The following is a 17,480-nucleotide window of genomic DNA, read 5'->3' as shown; positions in this document are numbered from 1 at the left end:
GCTTAGTTGCTGGCGGCGGGAGCGGCAGCACCGGCGGCAGGCGCCGGCGCAGCCTTTGCGGCACCGCCCTCGGGGCCGCGGAAGTAGCGGAAGAACTCCGATTCCGGCGACAGCACCATGGTCGTGCCATCGGCATTCAGGGCCGTGCCGTAGGCGCTCATCGACCGGTAGAAGTCGAAGAACTCGGGATCGCGGTTGTAGGCGTCGGCAAACACCGCCGAGCGTTCAGCTTCGCCTTCACCGCGCAGGATTTCCGATTCCTTCTGCGCCTCGGCGACGATCTCGACCACTTCGCGGTCGGCGCGGGCGCGGATGCGCTGCGCAGCTTCGCGGCCGCGTGCCCTCAGCCTTTCGGCCTCGGCCAGACGTTCCGCCTTCATGCGGTCGAAGGTCTGCTGCGACACTTCCTGGGTGAGATCCGTACGGCGAATGCGGACGTCCTGGATTTCCAGGCCGAGCGACGTGGCGTCAGGCTGCAGCTGATCGCGGACCTCGCGCATCATCGCCGCGCGCTCTTCCGAGAGCGCGGATTCGAAACCACGCACACCGTAGACCCGGCGCAGGGCCGCGTCGAAGCGGGTGCGCAGGCGCTGCTCGGCCAGTTCCACGCTGCCCGACACCGTCGAGCGGAACTTGCGGGCGTCGTTGATGCGATAGGCGATGAAAGCATCGACGTCGTAGAACTTGCCGCCAGAAACCTGGACGCGGATGTCGTCGAGGTCGAGGCGCAGCACGCGGTCCTCGATGACCTGCACGTTGTCGGCCTCGAACATCGAGAACGGCGCCTTGAAGTAGATGCCCGGCTCGGTCTTGACGTCGACGATCTCGCCGAAGCGCAGCACGATGGCCTGCTGGCGTTCGTTGACGACGAAGATCGACGACCAGATCAGGAACAGGATGATAGCGGCGAGAACGCCGATGATGGGAAGACGATTGGACATTAGTTGCCTCCCGCCGCCGGAGCGCGCTTCTGCAATTCAGGCAGCGGCAGATAGGGCACAACGCCCTGGCCGTTGCCTTGCTCGACGATCACCTTGCTCGAGCCCTGAAGCACCTTTTCCATCGTTTCGAGATAGAGGCGCTGGCGGGTCACGTCGGGCGCCTTGGCATATTCGTCATAGACCGAGATGAAGCGCTGCGCCTCACCCTGGGCTTCCTGAACGACGCGGTTCTTGTAGGCGGCGGCGTCTTCGCGGATCTGCGCCGCCTCGCCTCGCGCCTGGCCGAGCTTCTGGTTCGAGTACTGGTTGGATTCCTCGACGAAGCGGTCTTCGTCCTGCTCGGCGCGCTGCACCTCGTCGAACGCGTCGGCCACTTCGCGTGGCGGTGCGGCGTCCTCGATCGAGATCGCGTTGACGGCAAGGCCGGCGCCATACTGGTCGAGGGTCGACTGGATGATGTCGCGCACGCCAGCGGCAATGCCCTGGCGGTCGTCGCGGAAGATGTCCTGCGCCGGACGGCGGCCGACGACTTCGCGCATCGCGCTCTCGGCAATCTGGCGAACCATGATGTCGGGCTCGGAAACCTTGAACAGATAGGCCTGGGGATCCGAAACCTGGTAGGCGACGGAGAACTTGACGTCGACGATGTTCTGGTCGCCCGAAAGCATCAGGCCGGAAGACGTGCTGCCGCGGACTTCGCCGATATTGACCAGCTTTTCAGCCGTGTTGACCTTCTCGACAGTCTCGATCGGCCACCAGTGGAAATGCAGGCCGGGCTGCGACAATTCCTGCTTGGGCTTGCCGAAACGCAGTTCAACCGCCAGTTCATCCGGCTGCACGGTGTAGACCGACTGAAACGCCAGGAAAGCGACAAGGCCAGCGCCGATAAGGCCGAACAGCACGCCGGTCGAGCCACCGCCACCGGGCAGCGCGCGCTTCAGCTTGTCCTGGCCCCGGCGAATGATGTCCTCGAGATCGGGAGGCGAACCTTGCGGCCCGCTTGGACGTGGTCCCTGCCCCCAGGGGCCGCCGCCGCCATTATTGCCGCCGCCGCCACCCCAAGGGCCACCGCCGCCGCCTCCACTTTGATTGTTCCAGGGCATGAATGTCCTTTCGACTACGAAACCATGGCAGCCACGCCTGAGACGGCCGCACAATTACTGACACCATCTATAGGGATGCGGGCAAGCGCTTTCAACGCGATGCCCTTGAAGTGCCTCGGATTCCACTACAAATGTATGAATTCACACCATCAATGCACGTCCTGGCGCTTTTCGTAAACGGTATAGCGTGTCGCATGGCTGTCTTTTTCGCCGGCGGCAAAATCTTCGGCGTGTGCAACCGCCCAGATCTCCGGATCGATATCGGGAAAGCGCGTGTCGCCGTCGGGAGACGCCATGACATGGGTAACATGCAGCCGGTCGGCGAGCGGCAGCGCCTGGCGGTAGATCTCGCCCCCACCGATGACGCAGATTTCGGTGACGCCAGGCATGCAGCGACCCTTGGCAGTGCCAAGCGTGATGGCGTCTTCCAGCGAATGCACCACCTCCGCACCCTCGGCGCGAAACGCCTTGTCACGGGTAACGATGATGTTCAGCCGTCCCGGCAGAGGGCGCTTGGGGAAACTCTCCCAGGTCTTGCGCCCCATGATGATCGGCTTGCCCATCGTGTCTGCTTTGAAGCGCTTGAGATCGCTCGACAGCCGCCACGGCAAGCCGCTGTCGCGGCCGATGACACCGTTTTCGGCTATCGCCACGTAGATCGCAACTTCCATCGGACGCCCTTCCCACCCAGGCGAATCTGCGCCCGGTCGCTTATCGTGGGCTATCGTAGGGCTGCAGGATCAGAATTTCGATATCGCGATCGGGATAAAAATCGGTGGCAGTCATCTCGAAGGTGGTCAACCCCACTTTCTTCACGCCAGCGCCACAGAAGCTGACAATGTTGGCTGGATCGCCCTTGTCGATGGTCAGCCTGAACTTGCCTATCGTGCCCAATGCCCAGTTGCCGCCCGTGGTGAGCACATAGGACAGCCAGGTTTCTGTATAGGGTGGGAAGCCGTCACCGGAATTCTTGGTCGCCTTCTCGACAGCGCGTTCAAAACTTTCGTCGAGGCAGTATTTGCGCTTGTAGTCGTCGTATTGCCCCTGAAACTTTCCGTCCGTGTAGAAGCTGACACCAGCCGTGCCGCCAACACTCGGCTTGTAGCTGTGCGCGACCTTCACCGGCTTGCCCGCCGGAAAGCTGGCCCTCCACCAATAAGTCGAGCTTAGCTGCCACAAAGGCTCGCGCACGCTCTTCATGCCCGAACCGTCGTCATACTCATTGAGTGTGATCAGCCCGCGGTTTTGCCAGTCGGCCGCCACTTCCGACGACAGCTTCTCCAACGCCTTCAACGTCGCGTCGCCGAACGGAAAATAAGGTACGCCGTTGGCGTCCAGCTCCTTGCCGATATCCAGCCCCACGGCAAAAGCCGAATGCTGCAACTCAGGCTTCACCTCCTGACCGTCGATCGATACCGAGAAGCCGAGGAAATTGTCGGACGCATCCACCGGAATGTCGACATTGGCGTAGGGACTGCCCTCGATGTCGGGCATCGGAAACGCCACCAGCGTCTCGACATCCTTGTCCGAATTGTTGCGGAACACGTAGTCGACCGTCACCTTCTCCGGGGAGATGAACAGATCCTCGCTTTCCATGGCGATCTGGTCGCTGCGACCGATGATCAACCCGCCGGCGCCAAGCTGCGCCGTCGTGTCGTTGGCGGATGCGAGAGCAGACATCGCCGACATGCCGGCAACGCTCAGGGCGATCAGTCCGTCACGGCGTGCCATCCGGTAGCCCTCACACCGCGATCGGCGCGCGGATGGTGGCGTCGGCGACGTAGTTCTCGAGTCTGAAATCCTCGAAGCGGAAGGCAAACAGGTCCTTCACCTCGGGATTGATCCACATCGTCGGCAGCGTCTTCGGGCTGCGCGTCAGTTGCTCGCGCGCCTGGTCGAAATGGTTGTGGTAGATGTGTGCGTCACCCAGCGTGTGGACGAAGTCGCCCGGTTTCAGCCCGGTCACCTGCGCCACCATCATCGTCAGCAGCGCATAGGACGCGATATTGAACGGCACGCCGAGGAAGATGTCGGCCGAGCGCTGGTAGAGTTGGCATGACAGTTTGCCGTCGGAAACATAGAACTGGAACAGGCAGTGGCACGGCGGCAGCGCCATGGCATCGACCTCTTCCGGGTTCCAGGCCGAGACGATCAGCCGGCGCGAATTGGGGTTCTTGCGGATCTGTTTGAGCAAAAGTGCGATCTGGTCGATCTCGTCGCCGTCGCGCGTCGGCCACGACCGCCACTGCTTGCCATAGACCGGGCCGAGATCGCCATTCTCGTCGGCCCATTCATCCCAGATCGATACCCCGTTGTCCTTGAGATACTTGATGTTGGTGTCGCCGGCGAGGAACCACAAAAGCTCGTGGATGATCGACTTCAGATGCAGCTTCTTGGTGGTGACAACAGGAAAGCCATGCCCCAGGTCGAACCGCATCTGATGGCCGAAGACCGAGCGTGTGCCGGTGCCGGTGCGGTCGCCACGGTCGCTGCCGTTTTCAAGGACATGGCTGAGAAGGTCGAGATACTGGCGCATGAAGGACGTCCGGTCGGATTGGCGAGATTCGCTGGCCGCAAGCGTAGCCCATTCCGCTGCCCCGGCAAACGCCGGGACACGCGGCTGGTCGCTCGTCCGATCCTATTTCAGCACGCCAGGCCAGTTCCTCTCAGCCTTTGCAATGTTGCCCTCGACATCCTGCCGCCACAACGAGCGAACGCTCTTGGAGTAGTTGAGGTAAAGCTTGTCGCCCACCACTGTCCAGGCATTCGGGTCTGAGGAAGCGGTTGCACCCTGGCTGACGGCATAGGCGCAATAGCCGCCATATTGCGGCAGGTATCGAGCCGGAGACCGCAGGAACGTCCCCCGGTTGGCGGCACTGGCGAAGCGATAGGTGATGCCGTCATGCACCGCGACGTGCGCAGGCAACCCCTTGGTCGCCTTGCCGGCGGTGAAATAAGCGACCACGTCATAGCCGCTCGCGCCGACACCGGGCGGTTTACCGGTGTAAACCATAGCCTGTTTCGCTCGCGCGACGCCCGGTCCGAGGGCCCCGCTCACGGCGAGCGGCAGAAACATTGCGGTCAGAATGAGACGGCGTCTGTCCATCGCCGGTTTCCCTCGACAAGCCACCGTTATCATAGCAGCCCGCGGCCCCATCTGCCGCGCGCCTCGCTACACAATCAGGTGATCCGGTCAGGGTCAGGCTAATGATTGGCCAGCAGATGGACTTGCCGGAAAGACAGCTCAGAGCGAACCGAGTTTGCCCAGTTCCTTGGCCACAAGATAATAGAACGTCACGCGGTTCTTGGTGTTGTCGGCCGACATCGCCTTGCAGACCTTTTCCAGCGCGCCGTCCGCCTTCTTCGCATCCTCGACGCCGAGCTTCTTGGCAATCCAGCCGGCTTTTATGCGATCGAGTTCCTTGGGGTCGGTGCACGAGACAAGCGAAGAGTCGCGGTTCCGGAGCGCGATGCCCAGGTGCTTGACGATCTTGGTCACCACCTCTTCCTTGGCGCCGGCGTCGTACTTCTTCACGTCTGCAAGATAGTCGGTCATGTGAATTCCCCTCGTCGACGAATTGATCTCATCTCCCGCAGGGGCCCGGCTTAGACCGGTTCAGGTACTTCACGGGCATCCCCAGCGGGCCGAAGCTTCGGTTCGCGCATCACGCGAGTCAACCCTGCGTATTCGCGTGGCTTCATGAATCTGTTGCGAATGGCTGTTAGGACTTGCCGTTCCCACCTTCCATTTTGCAGCCGGCCTCCCTATATTGGGGTCGTCAGCTTGACTGACTATGGCGATAAACTGCCGATGAAATAAGCCATTCGGACCCGGGGGCGGTACCCGGCGCCTCCACCAAAAGTCGTCGCACAGTCGAACGACGATTTTTGCTGGGGGCGAAATAGGATCGACGAGGGTGTAAAGATCGGACTTTTGCCCGGCATTGTACCACCGTTATCGGGCTAAACTTGTAGTTGCAAACGACAACTATGCGGAAGCACGTCTCGCTGCTTAATGCAGTGCGATAGCTTCAAATTAAGCCCTAGAGGTTCGCACTTCTAGGCGGGGTTCGGAGGTACCTGGCAACAGAAACCTCCACTTCTCTCCCCCCAAAATCTTCCAAGATCAAAATCTCCTAAGACATTGTCATCGCCGGCCAATGCCGGTTTGCCGTTGCCTGTTTTTTTGCCGGTGCGCCGCGCGTCCTGACGGGTGCCCGAGACGCGCTCCGGCCGACCCCTGCAGCGTCGGCCTGCCATGGCCGGTCCCGTTCCATCCGGAGACCTACATGCCTCGCAATTCCAACCGCTTCTTCGTGCTCACCGGCGGCCCCGGATCGGGCAAGACGACCTTGATCGAACGCCTTGCCGCAGCCGGCCACGCCACTTCGGTCGAAGCCGGTCGCAGCATCATCCGCGACCAGGCCGCAATATCCGGCACCGCCCTGCCCTGGCATGACCGCGCGCTGTTCGCCGAGCTCATGCTGTCATGGGAAATGCGCTCGCATACCATCGCCGAGGCTACGCCCGGCCCGGCGTTCTTCGATCGGGGCGTCCCTGATGTCATTGGTTATCTCAGGCTCGTCGGCCTGCCGGTACCGATCCATATCGAACAGGCGGCCCGGGAATTTCGCTACAACCGCAAGGTGTTCGTCCTGCCGCACTGGCCCGAGATCTTCACCCAGGACAACGAGCGCAGGCAGGACGAGGACGAGGCGCGGCGCACCCATGCCAGCATGGTCGCGACCTACGCTGCCTGCGGCTATGATCTTGTCGAGGTCCCCACGGCACCGGTCGAAGACCGTCTCGCTTTCATTCTCGAAAACGTCCGTCAGGCGTGACGAATCACGCCGCGTGCGGCAGTTGCAGCCCTTCGGCGAAGGTGCGGTTGCGGCCTGCCCGCTTGGCGGCATAGAGCACTTTGTCGGCGCGGCCGATGGCGTCCCAGAGGCCCTCTCCGGCATGCAGCTTGGCGATGCCGAAGCTGCATGTCACCGCGAAATCGCCGGGCATGCCGGCAAATCGCACATTCGCGATCTCCCGGCGCAGCGTCTCGACCAGGCCGAAGGCATCGTCCACCGGTGCATCCTTCAACACGATGACGAATTCCTCGCCGCCGGTGCGTGCCGCGATGTCGCCCGCCCTAAGTTTCGACTTGATGACCCTGGCAAGGCTCGACAGCACGACATCGCCGCCGGCATGGCCGAAGCTGTCGTTGATCGACTTGAATCGGTCGATGTCGCAGGCGACGATGCTCAACGGCTTGCCTACGCCCTTGGCGAACAGGCGCTGGGTCTTGCCCTGCAAGCCGCGGCGGTTGAGCAGCCCGGTCATAGGATCGCTGTCGCGCTCCGCCTTCAGCGCCAGAATGACGTCGGCACAGGCGACGACCACCAACGCAAGCCCCATCGCCACGCCCAGCACCGACATGGCAAACTGCGCCCAGACCCAGAAGGCGGACTGGAAGAAGGCATCGACATCGCGGCTCGGCACCGTACCGCCCGTCAGCAAGGTACGGCCGACAAAGGTCGCCCCCAGGCCCAGCAGCAGCCACAGCATGCCCCGGTCGACGACATTGCCGAGCACGAGATGCCTGAGCTTCCACGCCCCGCTCAGCAAAATGCCGCCCATGCCGAAATTGAGGGCATAGACGCGGACGGCGAGATCGTTGTGGACGTAATAGAAGAAGGTCAGGATGGCGACGATGCCGTCGAACCACAGCGCTTGCTCGGCCCGTGCCATCGATTTGCCCGAGCGCATCAGCACGCCCTGCACAAGAAAGAGCGGCGCCGCCGAATAAAGCACCGCGCACGCAATAGTGTTGTAGCCGACGTCGGCCGGCCACAGCGCGAACTGGACGACGGTTGCGGCACTGATCGTCAGGAACGCCAGCGCAAACAGCAGCAAGTGCCTGTTTCGGCGATCGAGCAGCCAGATGCACAGGAACGTTGCCGCAAACAACAGCAACAGGACGGAAGGGATGAATTTCAAGATCTTTTGTCGCCTCGACGTCTCGGTTCTGCTTCCGGTGTCTTCGCAACGACTTACCGGCCGAGTGTAAACAAACGATATCGAGGCTTTGTGAGGCGACGGCGACAGCGCCTGACCTGCGTCACGATGATGTGAAACGAGGCCGGGCGGATGCCCGGCCTCGACAAAACTCACTCCGCCGGCGCGCCGACGGCCGTTTCGCGCCTGCGGCCGAGCGTCACCTGCGCCAGCGCGAAGGCGACGACGGCGGAGATGGTGATGCCGAACACCATCGGCAGCGGCGTTCCGTCGAAGAAGAGGCCAGCCACCGCCATGGCGACGGCGCCGGTGGCAAAGTGCAGCGTGCCCATCAGTGCGGATGCCGTTCCGGCGATTTCGCCATGCTCTTCCATCGCCAGCACCGAGGTCGTCGGGATGACGAGACCGAGGAAGCCGTAGCCGATGAACAGAAGCACGGCCAGTACGTCGAGGCGGTCGACGCCTGCGGAAAACACCGCCAGCAGAATGACCATCATCGTGGCGTAGCCGACCACTGCCACCCGCACCACCCGGTGCAGGCCGAAGCGCTCGGTCAGCAAGCCGGTCAGCTGCGACATGCCGATGAAGGCTACCGCGTTGATCGAGAAGAACACGCTGTAGACCGACGGCGACAGGCCGTAATGGTCGATCAGAATGAAGGACGAATTGGCGAGATAGACGAAGAAGCTGGCAATGCCGAAGCCGCCGATGAAGGTCAGGCCGAGGAAGTTGCGGTCGCCGAGCAGGAAGCGGTAGCCGCTGAGCGCGCTGCCGACCGAGCTTTCGGCGCGATGCTCGACGGGGCGCGTTTCCTTGAGCGACGTCGACAACAGCACGATGGCAAGTACTGCAGCAGCAGTTACCACCCAGAATACGGCGCGCCAGCCAAAGCCTTCGATGACAAGCGAACCGGTCAGCGGCGCAAGGATAGGCGACACCGAAAACACCAGCATCAGCAATGACATGAGCCGCGCCGCTTCGGTGCCGGTATGCAGGTCACGCACGATGGCGCGCGGCACCACCATGCCGGCAGAGGCACCCAGGCCCTGGATGACGCGGAAGAAGATCAACCATTCGATATTGGGCGCAAGCGCCGCCCCAAGGCCGCCAATGGCAAACAGCACCAGGCCGATATAGAGCGGCGCCTTGCGGCCTATCATGTCGGAGATCGGGCCGACGACGATCTGCGCCAGACCCATGGCCAGGAAGAAGACAAGCAGGCTCATCTGCACGGCGGCGGTGCCGGCGTTGAGATCGGCGCCGATCGTCGGCAGAGCGGGAAGATACATGTCGATGGCGAACGGGCCGATGGCCGACAAAAGGCCGAGCACGACCGCTACGCGGAGAAATTGGGGTGTCATGATGTGGTTCTTTCGGATCGGGTTTCCGCCGTGAAGCCACGGCGACGTGTAATCCAAGGACGTTTGGCAACATGAGATTCCGACTCCTCCCGAACCGGCATCTCGCCATTGCGTCCAGTTTTTTAGACAGACTTGTCCAAATCGTCAATCACCTGTATATAAAAATTCCATGACACCTGCCATCGCTCCTGACATTGCGGTCGCCCGCAGCCACACCGCCAAGCGGCTCTCGATCCTCGACGCCGCTGCACGCGTCTTCTGCCGCGAGGGATTCGCCGGCGCCAACATCGACCTCATCGCCGCCGAGGCCGGCGTGTCGCGCCAGACCGTCTACAACCACCATGGCGACAAGGAGAACCTGCTCGTCGCGGTAGTCCGGGAAATCACCGAACGCATCAACGCTGGTGTGTTCGAAACTCTGGCCACCTTCCCCGACAAGCCGATCGACCTCGAGGCCGAGCTCGTCGAGTTCGCCGTGCGGCTCAACCAGAACTGCATGTGCAACCGCGACGGCAAATTCCTGCGCAAGCTGCTGCAGACCGAAGGCGAGCGTTATCCCGAATTGTTTGCCGGCTGGCGTGAACATGGCCCGGCCAAGACCTGGGCGGCCCTTGCCGCGCGATTCGCCCGCCTCGCTTTGTCAGGCTGGCTCGATCTCGACGATCCCGATGTCGCAGCGCGCCAGTTCCTGGCGCTGGTCAATGCCGATCTGCAGATGGCGCTGATCTTCGGCGACACCGTCTCGGAAGAACAACTGCGCACAGCAGCAAGCAATGCCGTGCGCTGTTTCCTGCGCGCCTACGGCAAGCCGCGCCCGGTCTGATTCCTAGGGAATGGACGGCCGTCCGGACCTGCGGCAGGCATCGTGGCGCCTGCTCGAATCCCAAACATTCCATACCGCGTTATATCCGGTTTACGCCGGCCAAAAGCTTGATTACAGGTAGGGAGACGATTCAATCGGACCCGCATCTACATATGGCCGAAGACCAGATCCGCTACGACATTCTCGCCCAGGAGGCACTGCGTGGGGTCATGCGCAAGGTCCTGGCGGAAGTCGCGCGCACCGGCCTGCCGGGCAACCACCATTTCTTCATCACCTTCATGACCGGCGCGCCGGGCGTGCGCATCTCCTCGCGCCTGCATGAACGTTATCCCGAACAGATGACGATCGTCATCCAGTTCCAGTATTGGGACCTCAAGGTCACCGATACCGGCTTCGAGGTCGGCCTGTCCTTCTCGGATGTTCCGGAGAAGCTCGAAATCCCCTTCTCTGCCGTGCGCGGCTTCTACGATCCCTCGGTCAACTTCGAACTCGAATTCGAGGTCAAGGCCGAAGCAGCTGCAGCCCCCGAAGAGGTTGCCGCCAAGCCGGAGCCGATCGCGGTGGTCAAGCCTGCCGAGCGCAAGCCTGCGACCAAAAAGAAAGCCGACGCGACTGAGAAGGAAGCCGTCGAAGAGCCCGCTCACGGCAAGGGCGCGGATGTCGTATCGCTCGACGCGTTCCGCAAGAAGTAGCCAGGACGAGGTCGCATGGCCGACATCGTCAATCTTCGCCAGTTCAAGAAACAGAAGGCACGGGCCGAGCGCGAGACGCTTGCCGACCGCAACCGCGCCCTGCACGGTCGCACCAAGGCCGAAAAACAGCGCGACCAACTGACCTCGGAGCGCGCCGACAAATTCGTCGACGACCATCGCCGCGAGCGCGATCCAGAGAAATCCGACCGGTGAGCCTGGTCGAAAAGCGCTCGGTGACGATCCGCGGCCACCGCACCAGCTATTCGCTCGAAAAGCCGTTCTACGACGACCTCTTGGCCATATCGGCGGCGCGCGACATGACGCTGGCCGCCCTCGTCGCCGAAGTCGACACCCAGCGCCCGCGCGAGGCAAACCTTTCCTCCGCGCTCAGGCTGTTCGTGCTGGAGCAAGCCAAGCGCGGCGTGAGACAGACCTGAGGCGCGTCGTCTCCATCCGCCTCGATCCCGATGTCATTGCCCAGTCAAAGGCCACTGCCAAAGGCTGGAGCACAGGCATCAACGAGGTTCTGAAAAGGCAGAGGGCGGGCTGGCGCGACAGCGCCACCACATCGGGCCAGCATCGCCTGCCTATTGGCTCTGCAGCGACTTGAAGAAATCGTCGAGACTGAGCGGTTCGAGCTTTTTCTTCACCGGCGCATCGGCGGGTGGCGCCGGCACGGCGTCGACTGGCGCATCCATTGGCCGGACTTCCGGCAACGGCGCCCGCTCGATCTCAGCCGCTGGTTTGGGCTTGGCAGCCTCAGCCTCGCGCCTCGCCTTCTGCTCGGCCTCGTGCCGCAACTTTTCTTCCGCTGCCTGGCGTGCCTTCTCAGCTTCCTGGCGCGCCGTTTCCCTGTCCGCCTCGGCTTTGGCCTTCGCGGCGGCTTCCGCGGCGCGTTTTTCTTCTTCGGCGCGCAAGCGTTCCGCTTCCGCCTTTGCCTTGGCTTCCTCTTCGGCTTTCAGCCTTTCGGCCTCGGCTTTCGCCTTGGCCTCTTCCTCGGCCCGGATCCGCGCCTCCTCGGCAAGCCGCGCCTCTTCGGCGATACGCTCGCGCTCGGCCTGGAGTGCTGCGAAATACCGCGTCTCGCGTCGTAGCCGCTGCTTTTCCAGCAACACCGCCTGCATCGCCTCGACGCGGGCCTGTTCCTTTTCCAGGGCGCGCTGGGTCAGGAACTGCGCCATCGGCGCGCTGTCGAACAGCTTGACCGTCGCACCCGGCTCGCCGTCGATCTGGAAGTTCATCGCCGGCTCCGAGCCGACCAGCTGCTCCTTGCCGGGCGCGTATGTGATCGAGCCATTGGCCGAGATCACACCGGCGTTGAGGTCGGTGCGCAAATCGGCGTTCAGCATCGCAGCCGGGTTTTTCAACGTCAGTGGCGGCGCCCGCAGGATGCCGCCGGCAACGGTAAACGCGATGTCGGCCTTCCCGGCGGCAAAACTGCCCTCGCCGGCCAGGTCAGGCGCGAATTCTGCGACGCGCGCCGCATTGATATCTCGGCCAAGCGCGTCGGCCTTGGCGATCAGCGCGGCAAACGCGTCGGGGTTGAAGCCGGGCAGGACGAGCCCGTCAATATCGGCCGTGCCCGACCCGGCCAGCGAGGCGACAAGGCCCTCGACCGATTTGCCGCTGCCTGAAAGCGTCGCCGAAAAATTGCCCTTGCCGCCGATATCGCTGGCCACCGGGACCGCAGCGACATCGGCGCCGTCGAGCTTCAACTGGCCCGACACGAAGGCCGTGCCATCGTTGTTCTTGAGTTCGACAAGTCCGCCAAGGTCGCCGCCATACAGCTTGGCCTTGATGTTGGACAGCCTGAGCGCCTGGCTGTCGATCTGCAACGCCAGCACCGCATCATTGGCGGTCGCCAGCGGTTCGGCCAAAAGTGTGCCGGCGATGATTTCGAGGTCAGCGCTGAAGGGCGCAATCGGTTTCGGCGCGAATGCCGCCGTAGGCCACCCGCCGTTGCCGCTTTCCAGCGCCGCGACGCCCAGGGTCATTTCGGCGAACGGCCGGAGATTCAGTTCGTCAAGCGTCAGCGAACCGCTGAGATGCGGCAGCCCCTCGTTCAGCTCGGCCTTGAGATTGCCGACCACCGCACCCTGGTTGACGGTGCCGTCGAGCCTGTCGAGCGCAAGAACGCCTTGGGCAAGGCTGGCATCTGCGGCGAGCTCCACCTCGGTGCCGGTGCCCATGCCCGGCAGGCTCACGCCCGAGGTCATCAGCCACGGCTCCAGGTCGGCAGCCTGCAGCGTCGCCCGGCCCGTCAGGCTGGGCAGGCCGTCGCGCACCGCCACCGTGCCGGTGAAGCCGGCCGAAGAATCGTCACCTTTGAGGCTTGCGGTCACGTCGAGGCCATTCTGCACGGCACCTTTCGCGGCAATGGCTAGCTCACCCGGGCCGGTCACGCCGAGCGGCAGCACCGGCAGGCCGGCCAGCGCCAGCAGGCTGGTCGCATCCTCGTTGCGGGCGGAGAATTCGAGCTTCAGCTGCGAGCTGGCAAGCGCGCTCGATATCGCCTGCGCCGACAGCGTCGCCAGAAGATCGGAGCCGCCGGCCTCGCCTTGCCCGCTGAGCGCAATGCTCGTCGTCTTGTCGCCATTGTCGACGGCACTGGCGACGAAGTCGATGCGCGCGTCAGCCAGCAGGCCGGGATAGGCCGCAGCACGGGTTGCCAGCTCGTTCAGCAGCCGGTTCTCGGGCGTCTGTTTAGCTGCCAGCGCGACCAGCGGCGCGAGGTCGACTGATATCACCGAGGCGTCGAGATTGCCGGTCGGCGCCTTGGGAAAATCCTTGATCCGCCCGGTGGCACTGAGCGAGGCGCCTGCCAGTCCGCCGACCGACAGCTTGTCGATTTCCAGCACGCCCTCGCGCAGCCTGAGCGCGGTATCGACGGTTTCGGCGCTGAGGCCGGCGAAATTCACCGGCCCGGCCTTCACCGCGAGATCGAGGTCGGCGTCGCTGAAGCGGTTGGCGCCCTGGTCGGTCACGAACAGCGAGGCAAAGGCGCGCAACCCGTCGAGATCGAGCTCGCCGCCGTCGAGCTTCATCGTCATCGACGCCCTGGCATCGTCGGGAAGCATGCTGTCCAGCTCGCCGGTGAACTTGGCTTTGCCGAGGATCAGCTCGACGGCATCGAATGTCTGCTGCTCGCGGGTCAGCCTCACCTTGGCCTTGAAGCCCGCCGCCGGCAGCTTGCGCACCGCCTCATCGACATCCTTGGCGACCCAGGCGGCGAAGCCCGAGGGCTGGCCCACGGCCAAGAGCATCTGGCCGTCGAAGCCGAGCGTGTTTTCGGTGCGCAGGAAACCGTCGGCCTCGAGTCGCGTGCGGCCGGGCAAGGTCGCAGCCAGCGACTTCAGCACCCAGCCGCCTTCGCCCGGCTGCGCCGACATCTTGACGTCGCGCACCGTGGTGTCGCCGGCGACGACCGCGGGCAGGTCGACGTCGACGGTGCCGGGGATCGTCGGCCGCGGCAAGTCGACCAGTACCTTTTCAAGCGCCGTCAGCCGTTCGGAAACCGAAAAGCCGGTGCCGGTCTGATCACCCCCAACCGCTTCGTCGAAACGCACCTGGGCGCCATTGGCCGTAATGGTGAAATGCGGGTTGGCGCCGAGATCGACCTCGCCCGTGCCTTCGGCGGTATAGGGATCCTCAAGTGGCCCGCTTTCGAAGCGGAACTCCTCCACGCCCAGTCGGGCATGGTCGAGCGCGAACTTGCCCTTTACCCGAAAGCCGGGTTCAACTGGTTTGACTGGCGCCTTCGGCTTTTCGCCTTCGGCCGTGGCCACGGGCTCAGGCTGCGCCTCGATCACGGTGAAGCCGCCGGCATAGAGGGCCTTGCCCTTGTCCATCGAGGCATTGCCGTCGCCTTCGATGACCACGCCGTAGCGATCGGGCGTCGCGCGTATCCTGAGCCGCATCTGTCCAGCCGGATCGACGGAGCCGGTCGACACCGAAAGCTGGGTTTTCAGCCCGTCGACGCGCAGCGAACCGTCGACGCGCCACGGCCCGGCGAGCGACTTTGCCGAGACCTCGGTGTTGATCTCCGACAACAGGTGGTCGCGCCCGCTGGCGGCGCGGCGCAGCCGCACCTGTCCCTCGGTGATGGTCAGCTTTTCGATCGAGATCTGCCTGGCGTCGAACGGCGCAGACGGGCGGATCGCCCAGTCGACGACGCCGTCGGCGGCGACATCGATGATCGCCTTCGGCCGCACCAGCCGCATGTCGTAGATCAGGAACTCGCCGCTCAGCAGCGGCGCGAGCTCCGCATCCATCGAAAACGTCTCGACGGTCATCGCATCGTTGCCGCCGGCCCCGCCGCCGACGGTGACGTCCGAGAAGGTCACCGATGGAAACGGCAGGATGCGCGCCGTCACCTCTCCCTGCACCGCAACCTTGCGGCCGAGTATTGCGCTGGCCTCGCGCTCGAAATCGGCCTTGTAGCCCGACCAGTCGATGAAATACGGCCCCACCAGCGCCGCACACAGCGCCAGCACGAAAAGTCCACCGAATATGACAAACAGGCGTGCGAGCATTGCCTCTGGGCAAATCTTTCATGCGTCCCAGGCGACTAAGCGCAGGAGCGTGGTCATTTGGTGGCATGTTGGGCTGTGCGCTGCAGCACGTCAACGCCGCCCGGCAACCTGTCCCGTGAAAAACGGTCGCGCCGCGTCATCACGGCATTCGTCGCCGTCCCTGCAAGCGGACCAACGAAGACGCGGAGATTCAGGTCAGGCCGAGCCGAAAATGGTGGAGACCGAGAACCGGAACGGAGCGTACATTCGGGTACGCGAGTACGGAAGCGCAGGTGTCCGGCATTTGCAGGCCGGCCCCACCTGAATCTCCGCTATTTTGAGTCGCGCTTGGCCTGGGCTACTGCCGCTGCCTTGCGCAGGCGCCCACGTTCCATCGGCCTGACCAGGCTCTTGGCCTTGGCGTTGTCCACCGCCCGCATGCCGAGATGCGCCTGTCGGGTGTTGAAATCGGCGGCGCGGGCCGGCTTCTTTTCCTTGCTCAGCGCCAGTGCGTGGCGCGCGTTCTCGACGAGATCGATGCGCGCCGCCAATTGCCGCCGCCGCTCATGTTCGCCGTTGAGCCGGCGCATGCTCATCGCCAGCACGCCGAGCTTTGCCTTGGTGCCGTGATCCTTGGTCGCCGGCTGCGCGCCTTTGGCGGCTGCCTTGCCGCGCATCTCGCGGCGCTTGCGGTTGGCTTCGCCCTGCGCCCTGTCGCGTCGTTCGCGCACCGCCTTCAGCAGGTCGCGCAGTTCGGCATCCGAGAGATCCTGCACCACCGGGTGGTGCGAGTTCTGCACCAGCTTCCACTCGTCTTCGCTGAGGGCTCGTTCTTCCTGCTTCCTGGAAACAGCCATCTTCTGGTCCTCGCCTGTCACAGTCCGGTTGCCCAAGACCTAGGCAACAAGACCTGAGCAACCCGGACTGTCCGCCCGAACCAAAGCGGGGTCAAGCCGGCTATGCCGGGCGGCGCATCCGGATCACCTCCTGCAACCGCCCGTCATCGTCGGCGTTGCGCCTCAGCGTTTCGACGAAGCCGAGCTTGCGGTAGAAGCCGACCGCCGTCTCGTTCTCGGCATAGACTTCCAGCTCGAGCGCGCCCTTCAGCGCCACGGCATGCAGCACCAGCGCCTTGCCGAGCCCATGGCCATGGGCTGCGGGATCGACGAACAGGCCGCCGATGAAGCCCTCGATCAGGCCGATGAAGCCGGCCGGCTCACCGTCGAGTTCGATCACCCAGTTCTCGGCCTGGGGCAGATAGATGTCGCGGACCCGCCCCTGCTGCTCCAGCAGGTCAGCCTCGGACATGAAGGGATGGCCGATGCGCGAAGCCTCGAGCCAGACGTGAGCCAGCCGATCGCGATCGGCGGCGCAATAGGCGCGGATCGTCGCGCCATGGGCGTGTATCATGGGAATATCCTCGGAATTTTGCGTATCAGAGAAAGACGCATAAGCGTCTCAGACTGCTGACGAACCCCGTCGAATTTCGGCGGGGTTTTGTTTTGTGGGTTGATTGAGCTTTTTTGGATTGATGTCGGGGGGCAGATGCCAAGGCCGTTGCGAGCCGGCTTTGGCCTCATGCGAGGCTTGGTTCTGGCTTTGGCCAGAGGCTGATTGCGATCTTTTTCATGTTCTGGGCGGCGGCTGCGATCAGGCACTGGCAGGCGACGCGTGTTCGCCCTCGGAAGCGGGCATAGCGATGGCCGAAGAGCTGCTTGGCATCGGCGAAGGATCGCTCGACCGTCTCCTTGCGGCGTCGATAGATCGCCTTGCCCCATGCGGTTAAGCGGTTGGCATCGACCCGCTCGCGGACATCCTGCCAGACATGGCGCGTGATGGTGCGCTCGGCCTTGGCGTTTGATGTGCAAGACGCCAGCAGCGGACAGTTGCGGCAGATCGTCGGGTCGCTCCTGTAGTGGCGATAACCGCCGCGATCGGTGGTGGCGTAAGTGAGCAACTGGCCCTGCGGGCAACGATAGCCGTCAAGGTCCGGCTCATGGACGAAAGCGCCCTTCCTCATCTTGCCAGGCTTTGGCCGGG

General features: G+C 63.5%; 19 protein-coding genes and 1 other RNA gene. 7 read left to right on the top strand and 13 right to left on the bottom strand.

Annotated features, from left to right (window positions below; translation table 11 throughout):
• Positions 1 to 2: 2 nt before the first annotated feature.
• The 7 genes from hflC to HNQ95_RS02095 form a co-directional block, all read right to left on the bottom strand.
• Positions 3 to 941, bottom strand: a complete 939-nt coding sequence (gene hflC / locus HNQ95_RS02125) for a protease modulator HflC (protein ID WP_067960521.1) — start codon at positions 939 to 941, stop codon at positions 3 to 5.
• Positions 941 to 2,044, bottom strand: coding sequence for an FtsH protease activity modulator HflK (hflK, locus tag HNQ95_RS02120; protein WP_067960518.1), 1,104 nt, complete (start codon positions 2,042 to 2,044; stop codon positions 941 to 943). The genes hflC and hflK overlap by 1 nt, the downstream gene beginning before the upstream one ends.
• A gap of 149 nt (positions 2,045 to 2,193) precedes the next feature.
• Positions 2,194 to 2,715 carry a dihydrofolate reductase gene (locus HNQ95_RS02115; protein ID WP_182573502.1) on the bottom strand — a complete coding sequence of 174 codons (522 nt, stop codon included), beginning with the start codon at positions 2,713 to 2,715 and terminating at the stop codon, positions 2,194 to 2,196.
• 40 nt (positions 2,716 to 2,755) lie between these two features.
• Positions 2,756 to 3,775, bottom strand: a complete 1,020-nt coding sequence (locus HNQ95_RS02110) for a DUF4424 domain-containing protein (protein WP_246340556.1) — start codon at positions 3,773 to 3,775, stop codon at positions 2,756 to 2,758.
• 10 nt (positions 3,776 to 3,785) lie between these two features.
• Positions 3,786 to 4,580, bottom strand: coding sequence for a thymidylate synthase (locus HNQ95_RS02105; protein WP_067960510.1), 795 nt, complete (start codon positions 4,578 to 4,580; stop codon positions 3,786 to 3,788).
• Positions 4,581 to 4,682: 102 nt separating this feature from the next.
• The gene (locus HNQ95_RS02100) at positions 4,683 to 5,150 is read right to left on the bottom strand and encodes a YHS domain-containing (seleno)protein (protein WP_154386663.1); all 468 of its coding nucleotides are present in this window, start codon (positions 5,148 to 5,150) and stop codon (positions 4,683 to 4,685) included.
• 138 nt (positions 5,151 to 5,288) lie between these two features.
• Entirely contained in the window at positions 5,289 to 5,600 is a 312-nt protein-coding gene (locus tag HNQ95_RS02095) for a DUF2853 family protein (protein ID WP_067960504.1), read from the bottom strand.
• A gap of 183 nt (positions 5,601 to 5,783) precedes the next feature.
• Here HNQ95_RS02095 and ssrA point away from each other — a divergent pair.
• Both ssrA and HNQ95_RS02085 read left to right on the top strand, forming a co-directional pair.
• Positions 5,784 to 6,145, top strand: a transfer-messenger RNA (tmRNA) gene (gene ssrA / locus HNQ95_RS02090).
• Between the two features lie 188 nt (positions 6,146 to 6,333).
• Positions 6,334 to 6,885, top strand: coding sequence for an AAA family ATPase (locus HNQ95_RS02085; RefSeq protein WP_154386664.1), 552 nt, complete (start codon positions 6,334 to 6,336; stop codon positions 6,883 to 6,885).
• Positions 6,886 to 6,889: 4 nt separating this feature from the next.
• Here HNQ95_RS02085 and HNQ95_RS02080 read toward each other — a convergent pair whose 3' ends face one another.
• Together HNQ95_RS02080 and HNQ95_RS02075 are read right to left on the bottom strand one after the other, a co-directional pair.
• Positions 6,890 to 8,035, bottom strand: coding sequence for a GGDEF domain-containing protein (locus tag HNQ95_RS02080; RefSeq protein ID WP_182573504.1), 1,146 nt, complete (start codon positions 8,033 to 8,035; stop codon positions 6,890 to 6,892).
• Positions 8,036 to 8,205: 170 nt separating this feature from the next.
• Positions 8,206 to 9,414: a multidrug effflux MFS transporter gene (locus HNQ95_RS02075; protein WP_067966336.1), complete on the bottom strand. Its 1,209-nt coding sequence runs from the start codon at positions 9,412 to 9,414 to the stop codon at positions 8,206 to 8,208.
• 169 nt (positions 9,415 to 9,583) lie between these two features.
• Here HNQ95_RS02075 and HNQ95_RS02070 point away from each other — a divergent pair, with 169 nt between their 5' ends.
• From HNQ95_RS02070 to HNQ95_RS02050, 5 genes are all read left to right on the top strand, one after another.
• Positions 9,584 to 10,237, top strand: a complete 654-nt coding sequence (locus HNQ95_RS02070) for a TetR/AcrR family transcriptional regulator (RefSeq protein WP_067960499.1) — start codon at positions 9,584 to 9,586, stop codon at positions 10,235 to 10,237.
• 152 nt (positions 10,238 to 10,389) lie between these two features.
• Complete coding sequence (locus HNQ95_RS02065) at positions 10,390 to 10,929, top strand: SspB family protein (protein ID WP_067960496.1); 540 nt, start codon at positions 10,390 to 10,392, stop codon at positions 10,927 to 10,929.
• 15 nt (positions 10,930 to 10,944) lie between these two features.
• Positions 10,945 to 11,142 carry a DUF4169 family protein gene (locus HNQ95_RS02060; protein ID WP_154386667.1) on the top strand — a complete coding sequence of 66 codons (198 nt, stop codon included), beginning with the start codon at positions 10,945 to 10,947 and terminating at the stop codon, positions 11,140 to 11,142.
• Entirely contained in the window at positions 11,139 to 11,366 is a 228-nt protein-coding gene (locus tag HNQ95_RS02055) for a ribbon-helix-helix domain-containing protein (protein ID WP_067960490.1), read from the top strand. Before HNQ95_RS02060 ends, HNQ95_RS02055 begins: the two co-directional genes overlap by 4 nt.
• On the top strand, positions 11,363 to 11,539 hold the full coding sequence (locus tag HNQ95_RS02050) for a BrnA antitoxin family protein (protein ID WP_169808380.1): 177 nt from the start codon (positions 11,363 to 11,365) through the stop codon (positions 11,537 to 11,539). The genes HNQ95_RS02055 and HNQ95_RS02050 overlap by 4 nt, the downstream gene beginning before the upstream one ends.
• Here the strand turns inward: HNQ95_RS02050 and HNQ95_RS02045 are convergent.
• The 4 genes from HNQ95_RS02045 to HNQ95_RS02030 form a co-directional block, all read right to left on the bottom strand.
• Entirely contained in the window at positions 11,517 to 15,461 is a 3,945-nt protein-coding gene (locus HNQ95_RS02045; protein WP_182573505.1) for an AsmA family protein, read from the bottom strand. The genes HNQ95_RS02050 and HNQ95_RS02045 overlap by 23 nt on opposite strands.
• Positions 15,462 to 15,772: 311 nt before the next feature.
• Positions 15,773 to 16,297 carry a hypothetical protein gene (locus HNQ95_RS02040; RefSeq protein WP_182573506.1) on the bottom strand — a complete coding sequence of 175 codons (525 nt, stop codon included), beginning with the start codon at positions 16,295 to 16,297 and terminating at the stop codon, positions 15,773 to 15,775.
• Positions 16,298 to 16,397: 100 nt separating this feature from the next.
• The gene (locus tag HNQ95_RS02035; protein WP_067960483.1) at positions 16,398 to 16,850 is read right to left on the bottom strand and encodes a GNAT family N-acetyltransferase; all 453 of its coding nucleotides are present in this window, start codon (positions 16,848 to 16,850) and stop codon (positions 16,398 to 16,400) included.
• Between the two features lie 166 nt (positions 16,851 to 17,016).
• The coding region (locus HNQ95_RS02030) for a transposase (protein ID WP_182573507.1) at positions 17,017 to 17,480 on the bottom strand (464 nt) is incomplete at its 5' end.

The sequence above is a fragment of the Aminobacter ciceronei genome, assembly GCF_014138625.1.
Taxonomy (GTDB): domain Bacteria; phylum Pseudomonadota; class Alphaproteobacteria; order Rhizobiales; family Rhizobiaceae; genus Aminobacter; species Aminobacter ciceronei.
Note: the sequence above shows the minus strand (reverse complement) of the source record. Positions and strands in the feature narration are given on the sequence as shown.

Coding starts and splice junctions, on each gene's coding strand:
- hflC (WP_067960521.1), bottom strand. CDS start 941: ATGTCCAATCGTCTTCCCATCATCGGCGTTCTCGCCGCTATCATCCTG.
- hflK (WP_067960518.1), bottom strand. CDS start 2,044: ATGCCCTGGAACAATCAAAGTGGAGGCGGCGGCGGTGGCCCTTGGGGT.
- HNQ95_RS02115 (WP_182573502.1), bottom strand. CDS start 2,715: ATGGAAGTTGCGATCTACGTGGCGATAGCCGAAAACGGTGTCATCGGC.
- HNQ95_RS02110 (WP_246340556.1), bottom strand. CDS start 3,775: ATGGCACGCCGTGACGGACTGATCGCCCTGAGCGTTGCCGGCATGTCG.
- HNQ95_RS02105 (WP_067960510.1), bottom strand. CDS start 4,580: ATGCGCCAGTATCTCGACCTTCTCAGCCATGTCCTTGAAAACGGCAGC.
- HNQ95_RS02100 (WP_154386663.1), bottom strand. CDS start 5,150: ATGGACAGACGCCGTCTCATTCTGACCGCAATGTTTCTGCCGCTCGCC.
- HNQ95_RS02095 (WP_067960504.1), bottom strand. CDS start 5,600: ATGACCGACTATCTTGCAGACGTGAAGAAGTACGACGCCGGCGCCAAG.
- HNQ95_RS02085 (WP_154386664.1), top strand. CDS start 6,334: ATGCCTCGCAATTCCAACCGCTTCTTCGTGCTCACCGGCGGCCCCGGA.
- HNQ95_RS02075 (WP_067966336.1), bottom strand. CDS start 9,414: ATGACACCCCAATTTCTCCGCGTAGCGGTCGTGCTCGGCCTTTTGTCG.
- HNQ95_RS02070 (WP_067960499.1), top strand. CDS start 9,584: ATGACACCTGCCATCGCTCCTGACATTGCGGTCGCCCGCAGCCACACC.
- HNQ95_RS02065 (WP_067960496.1), top strand. CDS start 10,390: ATGGCCGAAGACCAGATCCGCTACGACATTCTCGCCCAGGAGGCACTG.
- HNQ95_RS02060 (WP_154386667.1), top strand. CDS start 10,945: ATGGCCGACATCGTCAATCTTCGCCAGTTCAAGAAACAGAAGGCACGG.
- HNQ95_RS02045 (WP_182573505.1), bottom strand. CDS start 15,461: ATGCTCGCACGCCTGTTTGTCATATTCGGTGGACTTTTCGTGCTGGCG.
- HNQ95_RS02040 (WP_182573506.1), bottom strand. CDS start 16,297: ATGGCTGTTTCCAGGAAGCAGGAAGAACGAGCCCTCAGCGAAGACGAG.
- HNQ95_RS02035 (WP_067960483.1), bottom strand. CDS start 16,850: ATGATACACGCCCATGGCGCGACGATCCGCGCCTATTGCGCCGCCGAT.